This window comes from Arthrobacter sp. R4 (assembly GCF_051365025.1).
In the GTDB taxonomy this organism is placed as follows: Bacteria; Actinomycetota; Actinomycetes; order Actinomycetales; family Micrococcaceae; genus Arthrobacter.
Map to the genome: position 1 here is coordinate 1 of NZ_JBLWIJ010000001.1, position 18134 is coordinate 18134.

The 18134-nt window shown below is 63.1% G+C and carries 16 protein-coding genes, 1 tRNA gene, 1 rRNA gene and 1 pseudogene; 10 read left to right on the forward strand and 9 right to left on the reverse strand.

Features of this window, described 5'->3' with window-relative positions; all coding sequences use genetic code 11:
- Positions 1–204 precede the first annotated feature (204 nt).
- Positions 205–321, forward strand: a 5S ribosomal RNA gene (gene rrf / locus ACLKOZ_RS00005).
- A 151-nt stretch (positions 322–472) separates the two neighbouring features.
- Positions 473–979, forward strand: a complete 507-nt coding sequence (locus ACLKOZ_RS00010; protein ID WP_436472134.1) for an SRPBCC domain-containing protein — start codon at positions 473–475, stop codon at positions 977–979.
- On the opposite strand, the gene ACLKOZ_RS00015 is transcribed toward ACLKOZ_RS00010, so the two are convergent.
- Positions 971–2017 (reverse strand): LacI family DNA-binding transcriptional regulator, encoded by a 1047-nt coding sequence (locus ACLKOZ_RS00015; protein WP_436472135.1) that lies wholly within the window; start codon positions 2015–2017, stop codon positions 971–973. The two genes, ACLKOZ_RS00010 and ACLKOZ_RS00015, sit on opposite strands and share 9 nt — an antisense overlap.
- Positions 2018–2022: 5 nt before the next feature.
- Positions 2023–3750: a glycoside hydrolase family 13 protein gene (locus tag ACLKOZ_RS00020; protein ID WP_436472136.1), complete on the reverse strand. Its 1728-nt coding sequence runs from the start codon at positions 3748–3750 to the stop codon at positions 2023–2025.
- A gap of 201 nt (positions 3751–3951) precedes the next feature.
- On the opposite strand from ACLKOZ_RS00020, the gene ACLKOZ_RS00025 reads away from it, so the two are divergent.
- Positions 3952–5322, forward strand: a complete 1371-nt coding sequence (locus ACLKOZ_RS00025; RefSeq protein ID WP_436472137.1) for an FAD-binding oxidoreductase — start codon at positions 3952–3954, stop codon at positions 5320–5322.
- A 126-nt stretch (positions 5323–5448) separates the two neighbouring features.
- On the opposite strand, the gene ACLKOZ_RS00030 is transcribed toward ACLKOZ_RS00025, so the two are convergent.
- From ACLKOZ_RS00030 to otsA, 4 genes are all read right to left on the reverse strand, one after another.
- Entirely contained in the window at positions 5449–6867 is a 1419-nt protein-coding gene (locus tag ACLKOZ_RS00030; RefSeq protein ID WP_337346298.1) for a DUF4032 domain-containing protein, read from the reverse strand.
- Between the two features lie 172 nt (positions 6868–7039).
- Complete coding sequence (locus ACLKOZ_RS00035; RefSeq protein WP_337346299.1) at positions 7040–8122, reverse strand: ABC transporter ATP-binding protein; 1083 nt, start codon at positions 8120–8122, stop codon at positions 7040–7042.
- Between the two features lie 220 nt (positions 8123–8342).
- Complete coding sequence (otsB, locus tag ACLKOZ_RS00040) at positions 8343–9188, reverse strand: trehalose-phosphatase (protein ID WP_436472138.1); 846 nt, start codon at positions 9186–9188, stop codon at positions 8343–8345.
- Positions 9178–10680, reverse strand: coding sequence for an alpha,alpha-trehalose-phosphate synthase (UDP-forming) (gene otsA, locus ACLKOZ_RS00045; RefSeq protein ID WP_436472139.1), 1503 nt, complete (start codon positions 10678–10680; stop codon positions 9178–9180). The genes otsB and otsA overlap by 11 nt, the downstream gene beginning before the upstream one ends.
- Positions 10681–10859: 179 nt before the next feature.
- On the opposite strand from otsA, the gene ACLKOZ_RS00050 reads away from it, so the two are divergent.
- The 5 genes from ACLKOZ_RS00050 to ACLKOZ_RS00070 all read left to right on the forward strand — a co-directional run bounded on the left by ACLKOZ_RS00050 (position 10860) and on the right by ACLKOZ_RS00070 (position 14966).
- Entirely contained in the window at positions 10860–11747 is an 888-nt protein-coding gene (locus ACLKOZ_RS00050) for a DsbA family protein (protein ID WP_436472140.1), read from the forward strand.
- Positions 11748–11899: 152 nt separating this feature from the next.
- A tRNA-Thr gene (locus ACLKOZ_RS00055) sits at positions 11900–11976 on the forward strand.
- Positions 11977–12113: 137 nt separating this feature from the next.
- The gene (locus ACLKOZ_RS00060) at positions 12114–12341 is read left to right on the forward strand and encodes a helix-turn-helix transcriptional regulator (protein ID WP_436472141.1); all 228 of its coding nucleotides are present in this window, start codon (positions 12114–12116) and stop codon (positions 12339–12341) included.
- On the forward strand, positions 12341–13576 hold the full coding sequence (locus ACLKOZ_RS00065; RefSeq protein WP_436472142.1) for a tyrosine-type recombinase/integrase: 1236 nt from the start codon (positions 12341–12343) through the stop codon (positions 13574–13576). The genes ACLKOZ_RS00060 and ACLKOZ_RS00065 overlap by 1 nt, the downstream gene beginning before the upstream one ends.
- Before the next feature lie 580 nt (positions 13577–14156).
- Positions 14157–14966: a DUF6994 family protein gene (locus tag ACLKOZ_RS00070; RefSeq protein WP_436472143.1), complete on the forward strand. Its 810-nt coding sequence runs from the start codon at positions 14157–14159 to the stop codon at positions 14964–14966.
- Positions 14967–14993: 27 nt separating this feature from the next.
- On the opposite strand, the pseudogene ACLKOZ_RS00075 reads toward ACLKOZ_RS00070, so the two are convergent.
- Positions 14994–15453 (reverse strand): annotated as a pseudogene (locus ACLKOZ_RS00075) (IS5/IS1182 family transposase); the annotation flags it as partial.
- Positions 15454–16108: 655 nt separating this feature from the next.
- Here ACLKOZ_RS00075 and ACLKOZ_RS00080 point away from each other — a divergent pair.
- Complete coding sequence (locus ACLKOZ_RS00080; RefSeq protein ID WP_436472144.1) at positions 16109–16234, forward strand: hypothetical protein; 126 nt, start codon at positions 16109–16111, stop codon at positions 16232–16234.
- 32 nt (positions 16235–16266) lie between these two features.
- Here ACLKOZ_RS00080 and ACLKOZ_RS00085 read toward each other — a convergent pair whose 3' ends face one another.
- Positions 16267–16950: a DUF6994 family protein gene (locus ACLKOZ_RS00085; RefSeq protein ID WP_436472145.1), complete on the reverse strand. Its 684-nt coding sequence runs from the start codon at positions 16948–16950 to the stop codon at positions 16267–16269.
- Between the two features lie 296 nt (positions 16951–17246).
- Here ACLKOZ_RS00085 and ACLKOZ_RS00090 point away from each other — a divergent pair, with 296 nt between their 5' ends.
- On the forward strand, positions 17247–17372 hold the full coding sequence (locus tag ACLKOZ_RS00090; protein WP_436472146.1) for a hypothetical protein: 126 nt from the start codon (positions 17247–17249) through the stop codon (positions 17370–17372).
- A 22-nt stretch (positions 17373–17394) separates the two neighbouring features.
- Here the strand turns inward: ACLKOZ_RS00090 and ACLKOZ_RS00095 are convergent, their stop codons facing one another.
- Complete coding sequence (locus tag ACLKOZ_RS00095) at positions 17395–18084, reverse strand: DUF6994 family protein (RefSeq protein ID WP_436472147.1); 690 nt, start codon at positions 18082–18084, stop codon at positions 17395–17397.
- Between the last annotated feature and the right edge of the window lie 50 nt (positions 18085–18134).

Here is an 18134-nt window from a genome sequence, read left to right on the forward strand (position 1 = left end):
TCCGTGAACGGCATTCAAAAGACGTTCACACCAGGAAAGGGTAAAAAGAAACAAGACTGCTTGCGTCCACTATGTGGTTCCCAAACAACAAACCCGTTGCTTGAGAACATAACTGAATAACAACACCACCGTTCCCTAACAGGAACAGTTGTAACCAGACTTCCCACCCCCCGGCACACACCGGGCAGGGTCGGGTAACAGGGTTACGGCGGTCATAGCGTGGGGGAAACGCCCGGTCCCATTCCGAACCCGGAAGCTAAGACCCACAGCGCCGATGGTACTGCACCCGGGAGGGTGTGGGAGAGTAGGTCACCGCCGGACACACATTAGGCTCAGGCCCCGACAAACACGTCGGGGCCTGACCCATTTAACACACCCCCAACCACCACCGGAACCCGGCAGGCACACCAGAAGATTCCCCACGGGTGCGGTCCTGGGGGTGATTGATGGGGCGCGGGTAAAGTTGCTGTCCATGGATAACCTCTTCAGCCATGCCGGCCCCGCCCCGGATCCTGCCGATGCTCCGGACGCTCTGGACCCCCTCATCCTTACTGTGAGTGTCCCCTGCCACGTTGCCCAGGCCTTTGCCGGCTTTACCGACCACACGCACCTCTGGTGGCCGCTGGAATCCCATGGCGTCTATGGGGCTGGGTCGTACGTGGAATTCGAAGAGAACCTGATCCTGGAAACGGCCGACGACGGCAGGACATCTATATGGGGGACGATCGACGACTGGCAGCCACCGCTGTCTTTCCATGCGACCTGGCACCCCGGGACCACGGCACTGTGGTCCACGGAGCTGCGTGTCGCCTTCAGGGCCGTTCCTGAGGGCACCGAGGTCCGCCTCGTCCACGATGGCTGGGAGGGCGCTGAGGACCCGGCACGGGCGCGCGCTGAGTACGCCGCAGGTTGGCCCGTAGTGCTTGAGCGCTATGTGCGCTTTATGGGCGGCACTCCGGATGAAGGCGAACTAGGATAGCGCCGAGGGCGGTACGGCCGTACTCGTGCGGATGATCAGCTCCGTGGGGTACTCCCGGTCGGTTGCAGTGGGGGGAACGGCCGTGCGGCCATTACCGGGGATCCCGGCGTCGAGCGTTTCGAGCAGCAGCCGGGCTGCGAGGGCACCTTGGCCGCGGGCGTCCTGGTCGATGGTGGTTAGGCCAAAGACGACCCCCAGTTCGTGGCCGTCCATGCCTATGACGGACAGGTCCTCTGGAACCCGCAGGCCGAAGTCCCGGGCAGCGAGGATAGTGCCTATGGCCATCTCGTCCGAGGCCGCGAAGACCGCCGTCGGCCGTTCCGTGCCCAGTCCCAGCAGCCTTCGTGCACTCGCGTAGGCGCCCTGGATGGTGAAGTCCGCTGAGATCTGCCACTCGGGCCGGACGGGCAAGCCGGCATCCTTCATGGCAGCCACAAATCCGGCCTGGCGGATTCCAGGCAGCTTGAACTCCTGATTCAAGGCGGGATCACCGGTCAGGTGGGCGATGCGTGTGTGGCCCAGCTGGATCAGATGGTTGGTCGCCAGGCGGGAGAGGCCCGAATCATTGATTCGAAGTGTAGAGGCTCCTGCCAGCGCTCCGCCGATGCCCACAATGGGGCGATGGACGGCCAGGAGCTGCTGGATCTCGTCGTCGGTGAGCACCAACGCCACGGCGATCACTGCGTCGAGCCGTTTCCGGAGCAAGAAGTCCTTCAGGACGCTCTGGCGCCGCGCCGGCTGGTCGCCCACGTTGTACAGCGTGAGGTCATAGCCGGCGTCCAGCAGGGTCTCGGAGACTCCCTCCAGCACGGATGAGAAGTACCAGCGGTGCACGGACGGCAGCACGAGGCCAACATTATGGTTGCGTCCCGACGCCAGGCTCGACGCATGGTATGACGGGACAAAGCCAAGTTCCTCGGCAGCTGCCTTCGCTAGTTTGCGGCTCTTAGCCGAGACGTTCGCCTTCCCGCTCAGTGCCCGGGACACTGTGGCAATGGACAGGCCGGCGCGGTCGGCAACGTCTTTGATGCCTGCCATAGGTACTACTCCGTGTCGCCGTGCACCAACTGCAGCCAGACGGTTTCACCGGAGGCCAGGAAGTGGCCGGAGTCCGGATCGGCACTGCGGAGAAGGACGTTGCCTGCCGGCATTTCCAGTGGCTCGTGGTTAAGGTTCATAAGCACCAGCGTAGTGCCGTTGACATAAGCGAGGGACGAACCGGTGCACCATTCCTCAGCCCACGCCAAGGAACCACGGCCCAGGCCCAGTTCCCGCCGCAGCGCCAGGGTGCGGCGGTACAGGTTCAGGTGCGACGACGGCGACGCGGCCTGGACGTCCCGCGCCAGCTCGTTAAACGCGGCCGGCAGCGGGAGCCACGGCTGCTCCCCGGAGCCAAAGCCCAGGTGGAGTTCCGCAGCCTTCCAAGGAAGGGGAACCCTGCACCCATCGCGACCCAGCCGTTCCCCGCCGGTCCTCGCGAAAGTGGGATCCTGCCGCATGCCTTCAGGGATGTCGATCCCATCCGGCAGTCCGAGCTCTTCACCCTGGTAGAGGTAAGCCGCTCCGGGAAGGCCAAGCATAAAGAGCGAAGCCGCGGCAGCACGCCTTCGGCCCAGGGCGGTGTCGGGCTGCGGGTCCGCGGGACCGATGCCGTCACCGTCGCGGGGGCCGAAGCCGTTGTAACCAAAGCGGCTGGCGTGCCGCACTACGTCGTGGTTGGAAAGCACCCAGGTGCTGGGGGCACCCACGGAGTCCAGGACTGTCAGCGAGTCCGTGATGACGCCCCGCAGCCGGTACACGTCCAAGCCAGCGTGCAGGTACGGGAAGTTGAAGGCCTGGTGCATTTCATCGGGCCGGACCCAATCCGCGAGGCGGTGGAGGTCAACGCTTGCTTCAGCGCAAAGAATCCTGTCCGGACCGTATTCGTCCAGGATCCGGCGCCAGGCGCGGTAGATGTCATGGATGGCCGGCTGACCAAACATGGGAGCCTCGTGGCCGGGGAAGCCATCCGAGCTGCCGCCGTCGGCCCGCCCGCCCCATGCCGGAAGGCCTGGAGCCTTGACGAGCGCGTGCGCCACGTCCACGCGGAAGCCGGACACGCCGCGGTCCAGCCAGAAGCGGAGAACACGTTCAAACTCCGTATGGACGGCAGGGTTGTCCCAGTTGAAGTCAGGCTGTGATGAATCGAACAGGTGCAGGTACCACTGCTCCGGGCGGCCATCGGGTCCAATGACGCGCGTCCACGCCGGTCCGCCGAAGTGGGACTGCCAGTTATTGGGAGGCTCTTGGCCTTCATGGCCGCTGCCGTCGCGGAAAATGAACATGTCGCGCTCGGGGCTTCCGGCCGGCGCGGCCAATGCGGCCTGGAAAGCCGTGTGCTGGTCCGAGCAGTGATTGGGGACCAGGTCAACGATGACCCGCAGGCCCAGGCGGTTGGCCTCGGACATCATGATGTCAAAATCGCCCAACGTGCCGAAGAGCGGGTCTACGTCGCAGTAGTCGCTGACGTCATACCCGGCGTCCCGCTGGGGAGACCGGTAGAACGGGGACAGCCAGACAGCGTCCACATCAAGCTCAGCAAGTTGCGGCAGCTCCGCCGTGATACCGGCGATGTCGCCGATGCCGTCCCCGTTGAGGTCGCGGAAGGACCGGGGGTACACCTGGTAAATGACCGCTGAGCGCCACCAGCCCGGGGCTTTGTCGGCGTCGTGGATGAGGGTCAGCGGACCGGCCAGTGGTGCGGTGGCGGTGATCACGGAATCAACAGACATGCGGAAAAGCATATCCGGGTAGCGCAACAAATGGAAACGCTTCCATCTGTGTGAACACAAGCCTGCTTACGGGTTTATGGCTTGTACTCGACCTTGTCTGGAAGCGTTTGCAGTTGGCTTGTTAAGCATCATTGCTGGTCAGGTCGCCAGCAGGCCCGCCATAGACTGGAGGAAAACAGCGACGACGAAACTGGAGGCTGCGTGGGCAGCATCGTAACGGAACTCGAAAGTGTCCTTGGGCCGGGTCAGGTCGATGCCGACGAGGTCACACTCGCCCGGTACGCGGTGGATCAGGCTCCGGTGGTGGACTTCCACTTGCCGCTGGCGGTGGTGTTCGCCGAGTCAGTCGAGGATGTCCAGGCGGCCGTGCGGTGTTGCGCCAGCAGGGGGATCGCGCTGGTGGCCCGCGGCGCGGGGACCGGGGTTTCCGGAGGCGCCCACGCCAGCAGGAATTCGGTTGTTTTGTCCCTGGAACGGATGGACCGCATCCTGGACCTTAACCCCGACGACGAGACCGCCGTCGTCGAACCAGGCGTCATTAACGCTGTCTTGAACCAAGCTGCTGCCGTCCACGGCCTGATGTACGCGCCTGATCCGGCGAGCTTCCGCACCTCCACGATCGGTGGCAACGTTGCCACCAACGCCGGTGGCCTGCGGTGCGCGAAGTATGGGGTCACGCGGGACTCTGTCCTGGCACTGGACGTGGTACTCGCAGACGGATCCCTGATCCACACCGGGCACCAAACGTTCAAAGGTGTTGCCGGGTACGACCTCACCGGACTCTTTGTGGGCTCCGAGGGGACGCTGGGCATCGTGGTTGGCATTACCGTCCGGCTGAAGTACCTGCCGCGGGACGTGCACACCATCGCGGCGTTCTATCCGGACTTCAGGCTGGCCGCCGCTGGTGTCCTGGCCGTGGGCAGGGCCCGTGTCCAGCCGGCCATCATGGAACTGCTCGACGGCGGTACGCTGGCCCAGCTGGACAGCATCCACGGCTCGGACCTCAGCGCGCGCGGACGCTCCTTGCTGCTCATCCAGACCGATGGTTTCGGTGCCGCGGCGGAGGCAGAAGTTGTCCGTAGGGTGCTGGCGGACGGCGGAGCCTTGGTCACCACCGAGTCCACCGCCGAGGCCGAGCAGTTGGTGGAGTTGCGGCGCAACAGCCGCGGTGTGGAGGTCGACGACGAATACCGGGTGGGGGAGGACGTTGCCGTTCCCCGCTCACGCCTGGTGGATTACGTGGCGGCGCTGGAGGGCATCGCTGCTGCCCACGAGGTCAGCCTCAAGGTGGTGGCACACGCCGGTGACGGCAACCTGCACCCGACGTTCTGGGTGGACCGCCTGGACAATGCGGTGGATGAGGGCGCCATGGAACGCCTGAACCTGGCCCTGGATGATTCCATCGACGCAGCACTGGAGATGGGTGGCACTATCACCGGCGAACACGGCATCGGACAATACAAGTTGCGCTGGCTGGGACTGGAGCAACCGGAACCGGTCCGGGAGCTGCAGCGCCGGATCAAAGAACTCTTTGACCCGGCGGGCATCCTGAATCCGGGCAAGGCCATTTAAACCCGCTGCCCCCCCGGCCCAACTAGGTAGCAGCAGATGTCGTTATGAGCGCTCAAAACGACATCTGCTGCTACTTAGTTGGGTGGGGGTATTAACACAGCCGTGCTGCCACGCGAGGGAAGATGGTCAGTCGTCGACGTCCGGGTATTCGTCGATGCTTTCATCGGCGCCGTACCTGGACTCCTCGGTTTCGACTTCGAGGATCTTCAGCATCTCGGTGTCCGGGTTCAGCATGATGGCTGCCTCATCCCGGCGGTGCCGAAGGATGGAGTCGATGTAGGACTGAACCGCTTCCGCCAGGGGAATGTGCCGTTCCTGCTTCTCTGACATATACCACCGGTGCTCCAGCACTTCGTGGACCGCTTCGGCGGGCTCAAGCTTGCGGGAAAGGTCCCGCGGGATGGACCGGACGATTGGCTCGAAGACCTGGCTGACCCAGAGGTGGGCGCTGTATTCTTCGTCCATCTCGGGGTTGTTGTCCGCCCGGAACGAGTCCATGTCGTTGAGCAGTCGCCGTGCCTGGTTCTCCTGGGCATCCAATCCGGTCAGGCGCAGCAGCCGGCGCATATGGTGCCCGGCGTCCACCACCTTGGGCTGCAACTGGATCGTGGAACCATTCTGCGTGGTTTTGATGGCATATTCTTCGACGTCGAAACCCAGCTCGTTGAGTCGGCGAATGCGGGCGCCCACCCGCCAGCGTTCGCCGAGTTCGAAGGATTCCTTTTCTGTCAGCTCGGTCCAGAGGCGCCGGTAGCTGTCCATAATGAGTTCGCTGGTGGCAACGGGATCCACCTTCTCCTCGATCAGGCCGCCGTCCAGGAGGTCCATCAGCTCACCTGCGATGTTGACCCGGGCGATTTCGAGATCGTACTCTCGCTGCCCAGTGGACAGATCCGGATACAGCTCGCCGGTCTCCGCGTCCACGAGGTAGGCCGCGAAGGCGCCGGCGTCACGGCGGAACAGGGTGTTGGAGAGCGAGACGTCGCCCCAGTAGAAGCCGATGAGGTGAAGACGGACCATCAGGAGGGCCTGGGCGTCAATGAGGCGGGTGAGGGTGTCCTTGCGCAGCATCTGGGAGAACAGCGCGCGGTACGGCATCGAGAACTTCAGGTGGCGGGTGACGAGCACCGGATTCAGGGGCCGGCCGTCCAGCGTGGTCCGGCCCGTGATCACGGCTACGGGTTCAACGCAGGGCACGTCCAGCCGGGCGAGTTTCCGCAGCATGTGGTACTCGTGGCGGGCCACATGTTCGGATGTTTCCTTGATGGCGATGACAGAGCCGCCCAGATGGGCGAAGCGCACGATGTGCCGGGAGATGCCGCGGGGGAGGGCGGCAAGGTTTTCGGCAGGCCAGTCCTCAAGGGCGATGTGCCACGGGAGGTCCAGGAGCTCCGGATCTGCGGCAGCCGCCGTGATGTTCAACGAGCTGGAGACCGCGGAGAGTTTGTCGTCATTGGCGCTGGCGGCCTCAAACCGTGGCAGTTTACCGATCTGCGCGTAGTCGGTGGGTTCGTCGTGCCACTGGGCGCTGTTTTCCTCGGTCATGGGGTCAATTCTTCCGTACATAGGGCGGCGGGGCCTAAACATTGGACTTAACGCCGACGGCGGCCCGTCCAGAAAGGAGGGCCGCCGTCGGTTGGTTAGCGCGCTGGTGGATGGGCCCACGCAGGCAGGGTTCCCTGGCCGAAGCGAAGCGAGGCTAGGGTGCCGGTGGGGATTAGTCGCCCAGGCGCAGGCCGGTCTTGGTGTCGAACAGGTGCACGTGGCCGGACTGCGGACGAACGTAGATGGCCTCGCCCTTCATCGGAGGACGGCGACCGTCGACGCGTGCCACGATGTCGTGGTCCTTGCCGTCGAGCGTGGTGTGGCCATAGACGTAAGCGTCGGCACCGAGCTCTTCAACAACGTCAACCTCGACCTTGAGGCCTTCACCCTGCGGTGCGGTCTCGAGGTCCTCCGGGCGGGAGCCCAGCGTGACGGTGCTGCCGTGGGCTTCTTCGAGGACGTCGCGCGGCACGGGGTAAACCGTTCCGCCGAACTGGACGCCGCCGTCGACGACGGGCAGTTCCAGCAGGTTCATCGCGGGGGAGCCGATGAAGCCGGCAACGAAGACGTTCTTGGGCTTGTCGTAAAGGTTGCGCGGGGTGTCAACCTGCATGAGCAGGCCGTCCTTCAGCACAGCTACGCGGTCACCCATGGTCATGGCCTCGACCTGGTCGTGGGTCACGTAGACGGTGGTGACGCCCAGGCGGCGGGTCAGGGACGCGATCTGCGTACGGGTCTGGACACGGAGCTTGGCATCCAGGTTGGAAAGCGGCTCATCCATGAGGAAGACCTGCGGGTTACGCACAATGGCACGGCCCATGGCAACACGCTGGCGCTGACCGCCGGAGAGTGCCTTCGGCTTGCGGTCCAGGTACGGCTCGAGGTCAAGAAGCTTTGCTGCTTCGCGGACACGCTCGGCGCGCTCTTCCTTGCTGACGCCGGCAATCTTCAGCGCGAAGCCCATGTTGTCTGCAACCGTCATGTGCGGGTACAGCGCGTAGTTCTGGAAAACCATGGCGATGTCGCGGTCCTTCGGCGGAACGTCGGTGACATCGCGGTCGCCAATGAGGATACGGCCGGCGTTGACGTCCTCAAGGCCTGCGAGCATGCGCAGGGAGGTGGACTTACCGCAACCGGAGGGTCCAACGAGGACCAGGAATTCGCCATCGGCGATGTCGATGTTGAGCTTATCGACGGCGGGCTTTTCTGTGCCCGGGTACAGACGCGTAGCGTTATCAAAAGTAACTGTAGCCACAGTTATCAATCCCTTCACCGGCAGGTACGTGCCGGACGATCCGTTGTGAATGGTTCATGTTTGTTCAGTTGTTCACGGTTTTTCAGCCGCGTACTCCCCGGCCGAGGCCGAGGAGTATCGAGTGACGCCGCACGGTTCTTGTGCGCCACATCACAAGCAAGAGTATGTCAGATCAAACCCGAATTGGACTAAATGTTACGGACGTCACACGTGAGGTTCGCTACTGGCCACGTCCACTGAAGTTCTCGGGTTCCTCTTCAGCCACCGCCAGGCTGCGCTCCTGCAACAGGGTTTCCAGCAGTTCCGCGACGTGCACGGGGGCTTCCACCCTGAACTGTGCCTGCGTGAAGTCCAGCCCGACTTTCACGCCAACGTCGCCTGATTCCAGCCGGGCCAAGGCGTCCTCGTCCGTGGTGTCATCTCCTGCGAATAAGACGGCAGTTGCCCCGGTGATCTGGCGCAGGAAGGTCACGCCCTCACCCTTGGAGGCATTAACGACGGAGGTTTCGAGCACCTGCTTCCCAGTCTTGAGGAACACGCCGTGGCGGTCCTGCAGTACGGCACGCGCAGCGGACACGGCGTCCTCCGCAACATCCGGGGTGGCCAGCCGGGTGTGGAGGACAACGCCGGCAGGTTTGTCCTCAAGGAGGGTGCCGGGTGCCTGTTCCACGATCTCCTCCAGGATGCCACGCACTTCCGCGAGCAGCGCGCGCTGGTCCTCGTCCAGGGTCAGCTCCGTGGAACCGGGGCCTAGCCAGGCTTCGGCGCCGTGGCTGCCGATCAGGAGGGTGTCCACCGGGGGAGAAGCCACCGCGCGCAGACTGGCGAGGGCGCGCCCGGAGATGAGTGCCGTCGTCGTACGCGGCAAGGCGGCGAGCCCGGCAAACGCCGTGGCGGAGCGCGGAAGCGGGCGGGCGTCGCCGGCATGGTCCACAATCGGCGAGATGGTGCCGTCAAAGTCCATGGCCACCAGCAAGTGTTCGGTCTGCGCGATGCGCCGGAGGGCGTCACGAAGTTCCGGGGAGAGCGTCAGTGGGCCCTTGGCGGGGCGGGCATCATGAGTCATCTCGGACCACCTTTTCGTTGAGCGCCTGGAGGAAGTCCGCGGACCAGTGGTCCACATCGTGTTCCAGGATCTGCTTGCGCATGGACCGCATCCGGCGGGCGGAGTCCTTGGGCGACATGTTGACGGCCCGCATGATGGTGTCCTTCAGGCCGTCGATGTCGTGCGGATTCATCAGGAGCGCCTGCTTCAGCTGGTCTGCCGCGCCGGCGAACTCGCTGAGGACCAGGGCGCCGTCGTTCTGCGTGCGGGCGGTCACGTATTCCTTGGCCACGAGGTTCATGCCGTCCCGCAGGGCAGTGACCAGCATGACGTCGGCTGCAAGGTAGAGCGCCACCATTTCCTCCACCGGGTAGCTGTGGTGCAGGTAGCGCACGGCTGTGTTCTGGATGGTGTCGTAGGTTCCGTTGATGTGGCCCACGGTGCCCTCGATCTCCTCGCGCAGGAGCCGGTACTGCTCCACCCGCTCCCGGCTGGGGCTGGCCACCTGGATGAGGGTGGCGTCTCCGACGGTCAGCTTTCCTTCGTTCAGGAGCTCTTCGAAGGCCTTGAGCCGGTGGCGGATGCCCTTGGTGTAGTCCAACCGGTCCACGCCCAGGAGGATGGTTTTGGGGTTGCCCAGGTCCTGGCGAATCTGGCGGGCGCGCTCGATGATCTCCGGTTTGTTGGCCAGTTCGGTGATCTGCGCAACGTCGATGGAGATGGGGAAGGCCTGGGCCCGGGCGATGTGCGTGATTTCGCCGTCGTGGCCCTTCACGTGCACCTGCTGCTGCTTGACGCTGGCGCCCAGGAACCGCCTCGCGGAGCGCATGAAGTTGCCGGCATCACTGGGGCGCTGGAATCCGACCAGGTCCGCGCCCATGAGGCCGTCGATGATTGCCTGCCGCCACGGCAGCTGGGCGAAGATCTCCGGGGGAGGGAACGGGATGTGGTTGAAGAACCCGATCCGAAGGTCGGGCCGCGCTTCGCGCAGCATCCGGGGAACCAGCTGCAGCTGATAGTCCTGGATCCACACGGTTGCGCCGTGGTCGGCATGGCGTACGACGGCGTCCGCGAACCTTCTGTTGACCCTGCGGTAGGCGTCCCACCAGGTCCGGTGGAACTCCGGGGGTGCGATCACGTCGTGGTACAGGGGCCACAGAGTGGCATTGGAGAAGCCTTCGTAATACAGCTCGACGTCGTCGGTGCTGAGCTGGACCGGGACGAGATCCATCCCGCCGTGGCTGAACGGTTTGACCGTTTCATCCGGGGCGCCATGCCAACCCACCCACGCGCCGTCGGTCTTTGTCATCATCGGGGCCAGGGCAGTGACGAGACCGCCGGGCGAGCGCCTCCATCCGGAGCCGTCGTCGCCGCTCTCGCCGGCATTGCAACGGTCTACTGGCAGCCTGTTGGACACCACCATGAAATCGTATTTTGTGGTCTCGCCATGGACGTGTCCGGCGGGGCCGGAGTCAGTCGCGGCGATAGGTTTTTCCTGGACAGGTGTTTGCATTGCGGCCCCCTGGGGTTGCTTGTGCCTCTAAACCCACCCTAACGGGGCGGAATCTTCCGTGCTATTCGTCCGTTGGTCAAGGGGAGGAATAGTTGAAAGCGCAAGCTCTCAGGTTTCTCCCCTAAAATGATGGAGTTGCCACTGAGTGGTCCCCCCACGTCGATCGACCCAAGGAACACATGAGCCCCGCAAATGAAGTACGTAAGTCCAAGGCTGAGCGAACCGCGGAGGCGCGCGAGAAGGCGCGCCTGATCCGTGAGGCGCAGCTTAAGAAGGACAAGCGAAACAAGCTGCTGATCGGCTGGGGCATTGTGGTGGCAGTGGTTGCCATCCTGGCGATAGTGGCACTCGTGGTAACCACCACCATGCGGCAGAACGCCCCGATCGCCGACCAAGGACCGACGCCGGCCAATGGGAACGTGCATGGCGGCATCACTTTGCTGGCCAACACCGAAGTGGCCAAGCTGGATGCGTCCACTGTGGATGCTGCATCTGTAGGGAACCCTCCGGAGACGGCTCCGGCGGAAGTGATCGCCCCCGGTGCCGAGGCTGAGGCCGGCAAGCCGGTGAAGGTTGTCCTCTATGTCGACTTCATCTGCCCCGTCTGCAAGAACTTCGAAGCCCAGTACAACGAGCAGCTCACTGCCCTGCGCAACGAAGGCAAGATTACGGTGGAATACCGCGCGCTCGGCTTCCTGGACAACCGGTCCACCACGAACTACTCCTCGCGGGCAGCCAACGCCGCTGCGTGCGTAGTCAACCAGTCTCCCGAGAAGTACGCGGAATTTGTGGACGCACTGTTCGCCAACCAGCCTGCCGAAGGCGGCGCCGGACTCTCCGATGACAAGCTCAAGTCCATGGCCTCTGATATGGGCGTCAACATCGACAGCTGCGTCAATGACAAGACCTACCGGCCGTACGTTAAGTTCACCACCAAGGAAGCTGCGGCCATCGGCGTTACCGGTACGCCCACGGTATTCGTAGACGGCAAGCAGTGGGGCAAGGGCGACAGCGCCCAGACCCAGTTCCCCGACTTCCTGCAGGCTGCCATCGACGCGAAGGCATAACCCACCCAAGGCTGTATGACCGAGGCCCGGTCCCGGGATGCTTCCGGGGCCGGGCTTTTCCATTGACCCTTGTCCGGTTCCAGCGTTTTTACCAGCGGGCGGACTTGGGCTAACCTTATCTAGCGCCGTTCAGGCGCAGCCCGTGAGGGCATGCCTCCTTAGCTCAGTTGGCCAGAGCACCGCTCTTGTAAAGCGGGGGTCGTCGGTTCGAATCCGACAGGAGGCTCCACGAACCCCTCCGTTCCGGCGATTTCGCCCCGAACAGAGGGGTTTTTCTTGCTCGAAAACAGGGCACTACACGTTTACGACACGCTTTTAGGAAGACGGACGTTGGCCCGTCGGCGATCGGACTGCATAGGGGAAACCATGCAGACGAGCAGAAAGACCTTGGGACCGGCACCGGACCAAGGCAACGCACCGCAACTCCTGACCACCGGGGAAGTGGCCCTCTGGCTGCAGGTGGCACCCAAGACCCTCCGCAACTGGCGCTCCGCCGGGATCGGGCCAACGGCCCTGAAACTCCATAGCGTCGTCCGCTACGACCGGGCCGCTGTCGAAGCTTGGATCGGCAAGACCTCGAAGGCTGCTTCCTGATGGGGCGGTCGAGCCTCCCGGTTGGTGCCTGGGGAACGATCAGTGCCAAGAAAGACGCAGCGTCCGGAAAATGGCGGGCCAGCTGTAGGTTCCGTGGCTGGGATGGTGTCACGCGGAACTACAGCAAGTTCGGGTCAACCAAGGGCAAAGCCGAGACAGCCTTGCTGGCGTCCATGAAAGAGCGCCAGCTGCTCGCAGGTCGAGTGACCGCCAACCCTCCGCTCAACGATGTCGCCGAGAAGTGGCTCGCCAGTATCGAGGTCCCTAAGGTCGTTGTCGACGGCAATGGGAACATGATCGCGGCCGCCAGCACGGGTGGCATCCGGCGACAGACCTGGGACCAGTACGAAGGGCTCATCTACCGCCTCATCGAGCCCGCCCTCGGCGCGCTGAAGATCAATGAAATCAACACCTCCACCTGTGACAGCTTCCTTAGGTCGCTGGTAGTGGGCGGGAAAGGGCACACGAATGCCCGGTTGGCCAAAACGGTGCTGACGCAGATCATGTCCTACGCCATCAGGCACGACCTGTACGTGGGTGGCAATCCAGTGCGGGAGGTCGATCGGCTGAACAGGCCACGGAAGAAGCCCGTTAGCTTGAGCGCGGCTACACTGCACGATGTTCGCGAAGCTGTCGGGAGTTGGCGGACAGAACCCGGCCAATTCGGTCCCCGCCCAAGCAACGTACTCGCAGATGTCGTTGACGTTCTGATCGGCACCGGGGCACGCATCGGGGAAGTCCTGGCAATCCGGTTGGAAGACATCGACCTGTCAGGCGACGTCGGAAAGATCGCACTCACCGGAACGCTGGTGAAGCCCCGTCACGGCCCCAAGTACCGCCAGAGCTTCCTCAAGAGCCGCAGCAGCGAGCGGGTCATCCCAGTGCCTCGGTTTGTCGTCGACGTACTCATCCGCAGGAGCTTCGAATCACCGGAAAACAACAAAGCGGGGGCCCTGTTCTGGTCCAGGACCGGCACCTACGTTCAGGCGTCAAGCGTACGGCGGCAGCTGCGCTCCGCACTGACCGCGTCCAAGATGGAAAACACGGCAGTCATCACTCCGCACGCCTTTCGGCGGACGGTTGCGTCCCTTCTGGCCAGCGAGCTGACGGACGGGGCAGCCGCGGCCATGCTGGGTCACGCGGACGTCTCCATGACCCATGCCGCCTACATCGAGAGGCTGAGGGACGTGGCGGACTACACCCCGGTCTTGGATCGGCTGGCGCCGAAGGCCTAAAGGCCGGGCGAAAAGGTGGTGCGCTCCTCGACCCCGCACTCGCGGCGGGGAGGAGCGTGCCACCACTCACAGAGGATCTGCGGGGAAGACCGCAAGCCAAGCGTTCTCCACAACTTATTATCCTCAGCTGGCAGCGGGACGTTGCACGAACCGTCACCTTGCCGCCTGCGTGGACCACCGTGTTCTTCGCGGTCTTGGTGATCGTCAAGCACCAGGCAAGAACTTGCCCGTCACCGAAAGGGCCGCCCTTCTTACCGAGGGCGGCCTTTTGTAGCCAGTGCAAGCAATGGGAGAAGGGGAATCTCGCGAGCGTCTAAGAGGTTCCGCCATTAGGTGAGGCCGCACCGGATTTATCAAAGTAGGCACAGGCTCCGATAACCATGTGATTGTTCTAGAACCCTGGTCATGGACTACATCGAGGCTTGGGAGAACCACAACGTCCCACTGTCAAGGCGGGCCCCGGACCTCGGCGGCCCCATCGGCACCCCATCAAGCTTGCGGCCGTGAACCTTTGGCGGCATCGCCGAATACCAGCGATGAAACCGCCTGAAAATACTTGACGAGCGCATACACTTCGAACATGCGCGTCTTTGACACTTCATTCGACTACATGACCGACACCGCTGCTAAGACCAAACCGGGCAACGCCGGCTCCCCGCCGGACTCCGACTCCGGCACCCCAAAGGTACGCGACCCGGATTCGCACAGTCCAAGGCTCCGGGCGGACCATCAGCTGCTGTGGACCAAGACGCTAAACTCCGGCGTCCTCTTCGAACCGACCGCGCCGCCGAAGCGTACGGACGGCTACCTCATCTTCACTGACCCCTCCGAGGCGAGGCATTGGTACGGCAGTGATGCCATCACACACTCCTACACCGACCGGGCACGTACGAGGTCTCTGGCGAACGCCATCGCCTCGCTGAACGAGGCCGAGCGGTCCCGCTACCTGAAGCCGCCCTACACCATCGGCAGTGCGATGATCTGGCCCGTCAGGAAGAAGGACCGACCCACGATGAACCAGGCCCGGGGGTTCAGGTCGCTCATCGCCGACCGGATGGATCTGACCTTGGAGTGCATCCGGCGTCATTACGCAGGAGAACCGGAGAGCCCCCTAGCCGATGTCATCAACGCGTACGCGGACTTCTTTGCGCTCTTCGAGGGGTTCAAGGAGTTTGTGGAGTTCTTCCACTTTCAAGACCTCGTGACGCCCGACTACGAAGAGGTTCGGTTCTACCTGCCCTTCGACAACTTCAAGCGTTCCGGGATGCCGGCCACAAAAGACGAGTACGTGACGTACCGGGAGACCACGCTGGAGTTCATCGCGGCACGGAACCGTCGGATGGCCGCCTGGGTCATCGAGAACCGCCCCGAGATTGAGGTCCGCCAGTAGCGTCTTAGCTGCTCTGCCGCTGGGTTGGGGACGGCCTGCGGGCCGGGTGTCACAGCGGTTAGTGGTCCAGGCGTCGCGGATCAGGCCCCGGACGGTGATGATCTCGTTGGCCAGGGCGACGAACGCGTCGCTGGCGCCAATGCGCCGCCCGGTGCAGATGGCGAGCTTGCCCATGGTGGCGACCTCGGCCTCAAAGCCGAATTCGTCGAGCAGGCCGCAGGTTTTGGCCGCGTCGTAGCCGGCGCGCAGGTGCTCGGTGATCACCGGAGGCAGCCGGAAGTCGAACCGGCCGAGCCGTTCCAGCTTGGGCCGCAGTAGCGGGGAGTCGTGGCGGTTCGCTGCCGCGAGCACGGTGCCTACCGGAATGCCGTTGCCGTCGAGCAGCAGGGTATTGTGCCTGACGTGCCGCGGTCCACCGGGGCCGGCCCGTGGTCTTGACGACGCATCCGTCCCCGGTCGGGTCCGCGAATTCTGTGCCGACGATCCGGGCCGGGCCACCACCTATCGGCGGAACCTTCAAATGCTGAAGAAACTGGAGCCAATGTCGAACTGCGCCTGCGTGAAGGTGTACCCCTTGGTGAACGAGGATGCGGCACTTCTCAAAAGACGTGTACCTTCACGAGCGCGCGATCTCGGGCGAGGGAGGCGCTCCCAACGCGCCGGAGCGCTGGGCCTGCTAGCTGTAGTGGTCGCCCGAGCGTGAATGCCTGTGAGGCAGGTTCGCATCGATAATGTCCTGGCGGGAACTCCGCCCCAAGCTAGCCCGGGGCATGATCGGCATCCATCCCTGAACGCCAGCCCACCAGGTCAGGGCGTCAACAGAACCGTGGGCAGTCCCGCCTGCTCCAGGATTGGCGTTTAGTATGCCTGATGGCACGCGTTCCAAAAGACGGGTACTCAGAACCACCCTGACTCCTTCGGGCGGGACCTAGAAAGCACGGGCCCACGGCATTCCTGGTGGCCCAGCCGCGGAGGTCCCCACTTGCGGCTATGCTGCTGCATCGCGGGGACAGAATCGGCACGACACCGGTCAGGCCGACTACGAAGTGAGCCAGACCGGCCTCTAACGTCCCGAAGACCAACCGTATAAGTCGCTGGGAAAGCCAGCACAGGACTGAAACTAGAACACTTCGGAGACCAGTTTGAACTCGACCTTCTTGGCGTCTGCAGTCAGCCTCGCACCCGATACGGCCGAGGAAGCAATCCTCACCGTTCCGGGCACGGTGGAAGGTCTGGTGGATTGGGCACAGCCGCTCGTCGCTAAATGAGCTGCATCCAGCGATGCCGTCATCGAGGAGGACTAGGGTTCCCTGTCGATTCTGCTGTTGCGTGCCCCGATGAAGTCAATGCTGGCCTGTAGATAGCTGAGGTACTCGTCCTTGTTTTTCGGAACGGCCGGCGTTTTGAAGTCATCGAACGGGTGGAAGAACCGGACGGTACCGTCATCCTGCAAGAGGTCCTGCAGTAGGAAGAATTCGACGTACCCCTTGAAGTCTCCGAACAGCTTGAAAAATTCCTCGTACCTGAGCAGCACCTTTCCCAGCGGGTTCGGCTGGCTGCCAAGATAGTGGCGCCGGATGCACTCCACGGTCAGGTCCGGGCGATCGGCGATTTTGGCGAGGAATCCCCGTGCGCCATTGATCGTCATCATTCCGCCGACCCTGTTGGACGGAAACACGATGGCGCTGCCAACCGTGTAGCCGGGCCATTTCGGCAGCTCATCGTCCGGGATCTCACGTATGACACGCCGAGCCCGCTTCTGCAGCCTGGTGGTGAAGCCGTCACTGGCGAGGAAAAAGTCACCTAGGGAGGAGTGGTGCTCCAGGTGGTGACGTACCGGTGACAGGTCGAAGTGCCCTCCAGTGGGCAACTCCTTACCCCACAGCAGCTGTTGGTACCTGCGCATGGTGGGGCTATATCGGTCCGGGTCTTTGCCATCCGGAGTGTCTGAATGAAAGTCGAAGCTTGTATCGATTCCCCTCATCGAACGGCACTTCCGAATACGTTGAAATGAGCGTCTTTCTTGTCCATTGGTTCCCCTATTTGTCAACCACTGCCTGAACTTTTCTTCTGATCGTGAGCGTACCTGCAGAACGGCCATCTCGGGGTGGAGGCTTTCCCGAGTGATCGGATGGGCCGTCCTGAAGCCGTAGCGGATTCGGTGCGCGAAGTGGTGAGAGGCCCGGGAACACCTACGCATGTTGGGGACTCCTGCAACGGAACGAGCCCGATTAGCACCTTCCTAGGCCTGATAACCATCTGCCAAACGGGGCCCGGCCTATGCTGCCGGTCGTATGGGCGCTCATCACCCTGCTACTCAAGCAGGTCAACGCGAAGCTTGCCGGTGATGCCAAAGAGGACGAGGTGCTGGTCGTTCCTGACGCTCTGGAGGGTCTGCCTCCGTAACGTAAGCGGCCAGTGACAGCCCCTACAGCGCTTCGGCGATCCTGCGGTTTCGCGCCCGGATGAAATCGTTGCTGGCTTGCAGATACCGAAGGTAGTCAGGCTTGCTTTTCGGTACGGCCGGCGTCCTGAAATCAGCGAACGGGTGGAAGAACCGGATGGCCCGGCCGTCATCCTCTACGAGGTCCTGCAGCAGGAAGAAATTGACGTACCCGCGGAAGTCCCCGAACAGGTCGAAGAAATCCTTATACCTGAGCAGGACCTCTGCCAGCGGGTTCCGCTGCACTCCGAGATAGTGGCGGCGGATGCATTCCAAGGTCAGGTCGGGGCTGTCGGCGATATTAGCGAGAAACCCGCGTGCACCATTGATGGTCTGTTTTCCGTCTACCGTGTTGGCCGGAAAGACGATGGCACTGCCGACTGTGTATCCGGGCCATTTCGGCAGCTCGTCATCAGGGATCTCACGTATGACGCGCCCCGCCCGTTTCCCCAGCCTGGTGGTAAAGGCGTCACTGGAGAGGGAAAAGACGCCCCGGGAAGATCGGTGCACGAGGTACCTGCGAGGTTCTGGCGCAAGGTCAAAGCGCCCTCCGGTGGGTAACTCTTTGCTCCACAGCAGCTGGTGGTATCGGCGCAGCGTCGGACTGTACTTGTCGGGGTCCTTGCCATCCGAGTCTGAATGGAAATTGAAACTCGGGTCAATGCCTTCGGTCATTTTTACTGCCCCCTGGAGCCCCGTTTTGAATCCGACGTGTGGATTCTATT

Bases quoted from the DNA above. Each gene is read 5' to 3' on its own strand.
- ACLKOZ_RS00010 (WP_436472134.1), top strand. From the start codon at position 473: ATGGATAACCTCTTCAGCCATGCCGGCCCCGCCCCGGATCCTGCCGAT.
- ACLKOZ_RS00015 (WP_436472135.1), bottom strand. From the start codon at position 2,017: ATGGCAGGCATCAAAGACGTTGCCGACCGCGCCGGCCTGTCCATTGCC.
- ACLKOZ_RS00020 (WP_436472136.1), bottom strand. From the start codon at position 3,750: ATGTCTGTTGATTCCGTGATCACCGCCACCGCACCACTGGCCGGTCCG.
- ACLKOZ_RS00030 (WP_337346298.1), bottom strand. From the start codon at position 6,867: ATGACCGAGGAAAACAGCGCCCAGTGGCACGACGAACCCACCGACTAC.
- otsB (WP_436472138.1), bottom strand. From the start codon at position 9,188: ATGACTCATGATGCCCGCCCCGCCAAGGGCCCACTGACGCTCTCCCCG.
- otsA (WP_436472139.1), bottom strand. From the start codon at position 10,680: ATGCAAACACCTGTCCAGGAAAAACCTATCGCCGCGACTGACTCCGGC.
- ACLKOZ_RS00050 (WP_436472140.1), top strand. From the start codon at position 10,860: ATGAGCCCCGCAAATGAAGTACGTAAGTCCAAGGCTGAGCGAACCGCG.
- ACLKOZ_RS00060 (WP_436472141.1), top strand. From the start codon at position 12,114: ATGCAGACGAGCAGAAAGACCTTGGGACCGGCACCGGACCAAGGCAAC.
- ACLKOZ_RS00065 (WP_436472142.1), top strand. From the start codon at position 12,341: ATGGGGCGGTCGAGCCTCCCGGTTGGTGCCTGGGGAACGATCAGTGCC.
- ACLKOZ_RS00070 (WP_436472143.1), top strand. From the start codon at position 14,157: ATGCGCGTCTTTGACACTTCATTCGACTACATGACCGACACCGCTGCT.
- ACLKOZ_RS00085 (WP_436472145.1), bottom strand. From the start codon at position 16,950: ATGAGGGGAATCGATACAAGCTTCGACTTTCATTCAGACACTCCGGAT.
- ACLKOZ_RS00090 (WP_436472146.1), top strand. From the start codon at position 17,247: ATGCTGCCGGTCGTATGGGCGCTCATCACCCTGCTACTCAAGCAGGTC.
- ACLKOZ_RS00095 (WP_436472147.1), bottom strand. From the start codon at position 18,084: ATGACCGAAGGCATTGACCCGAGTTTCAATTTCCATTCAGACTCGGAT.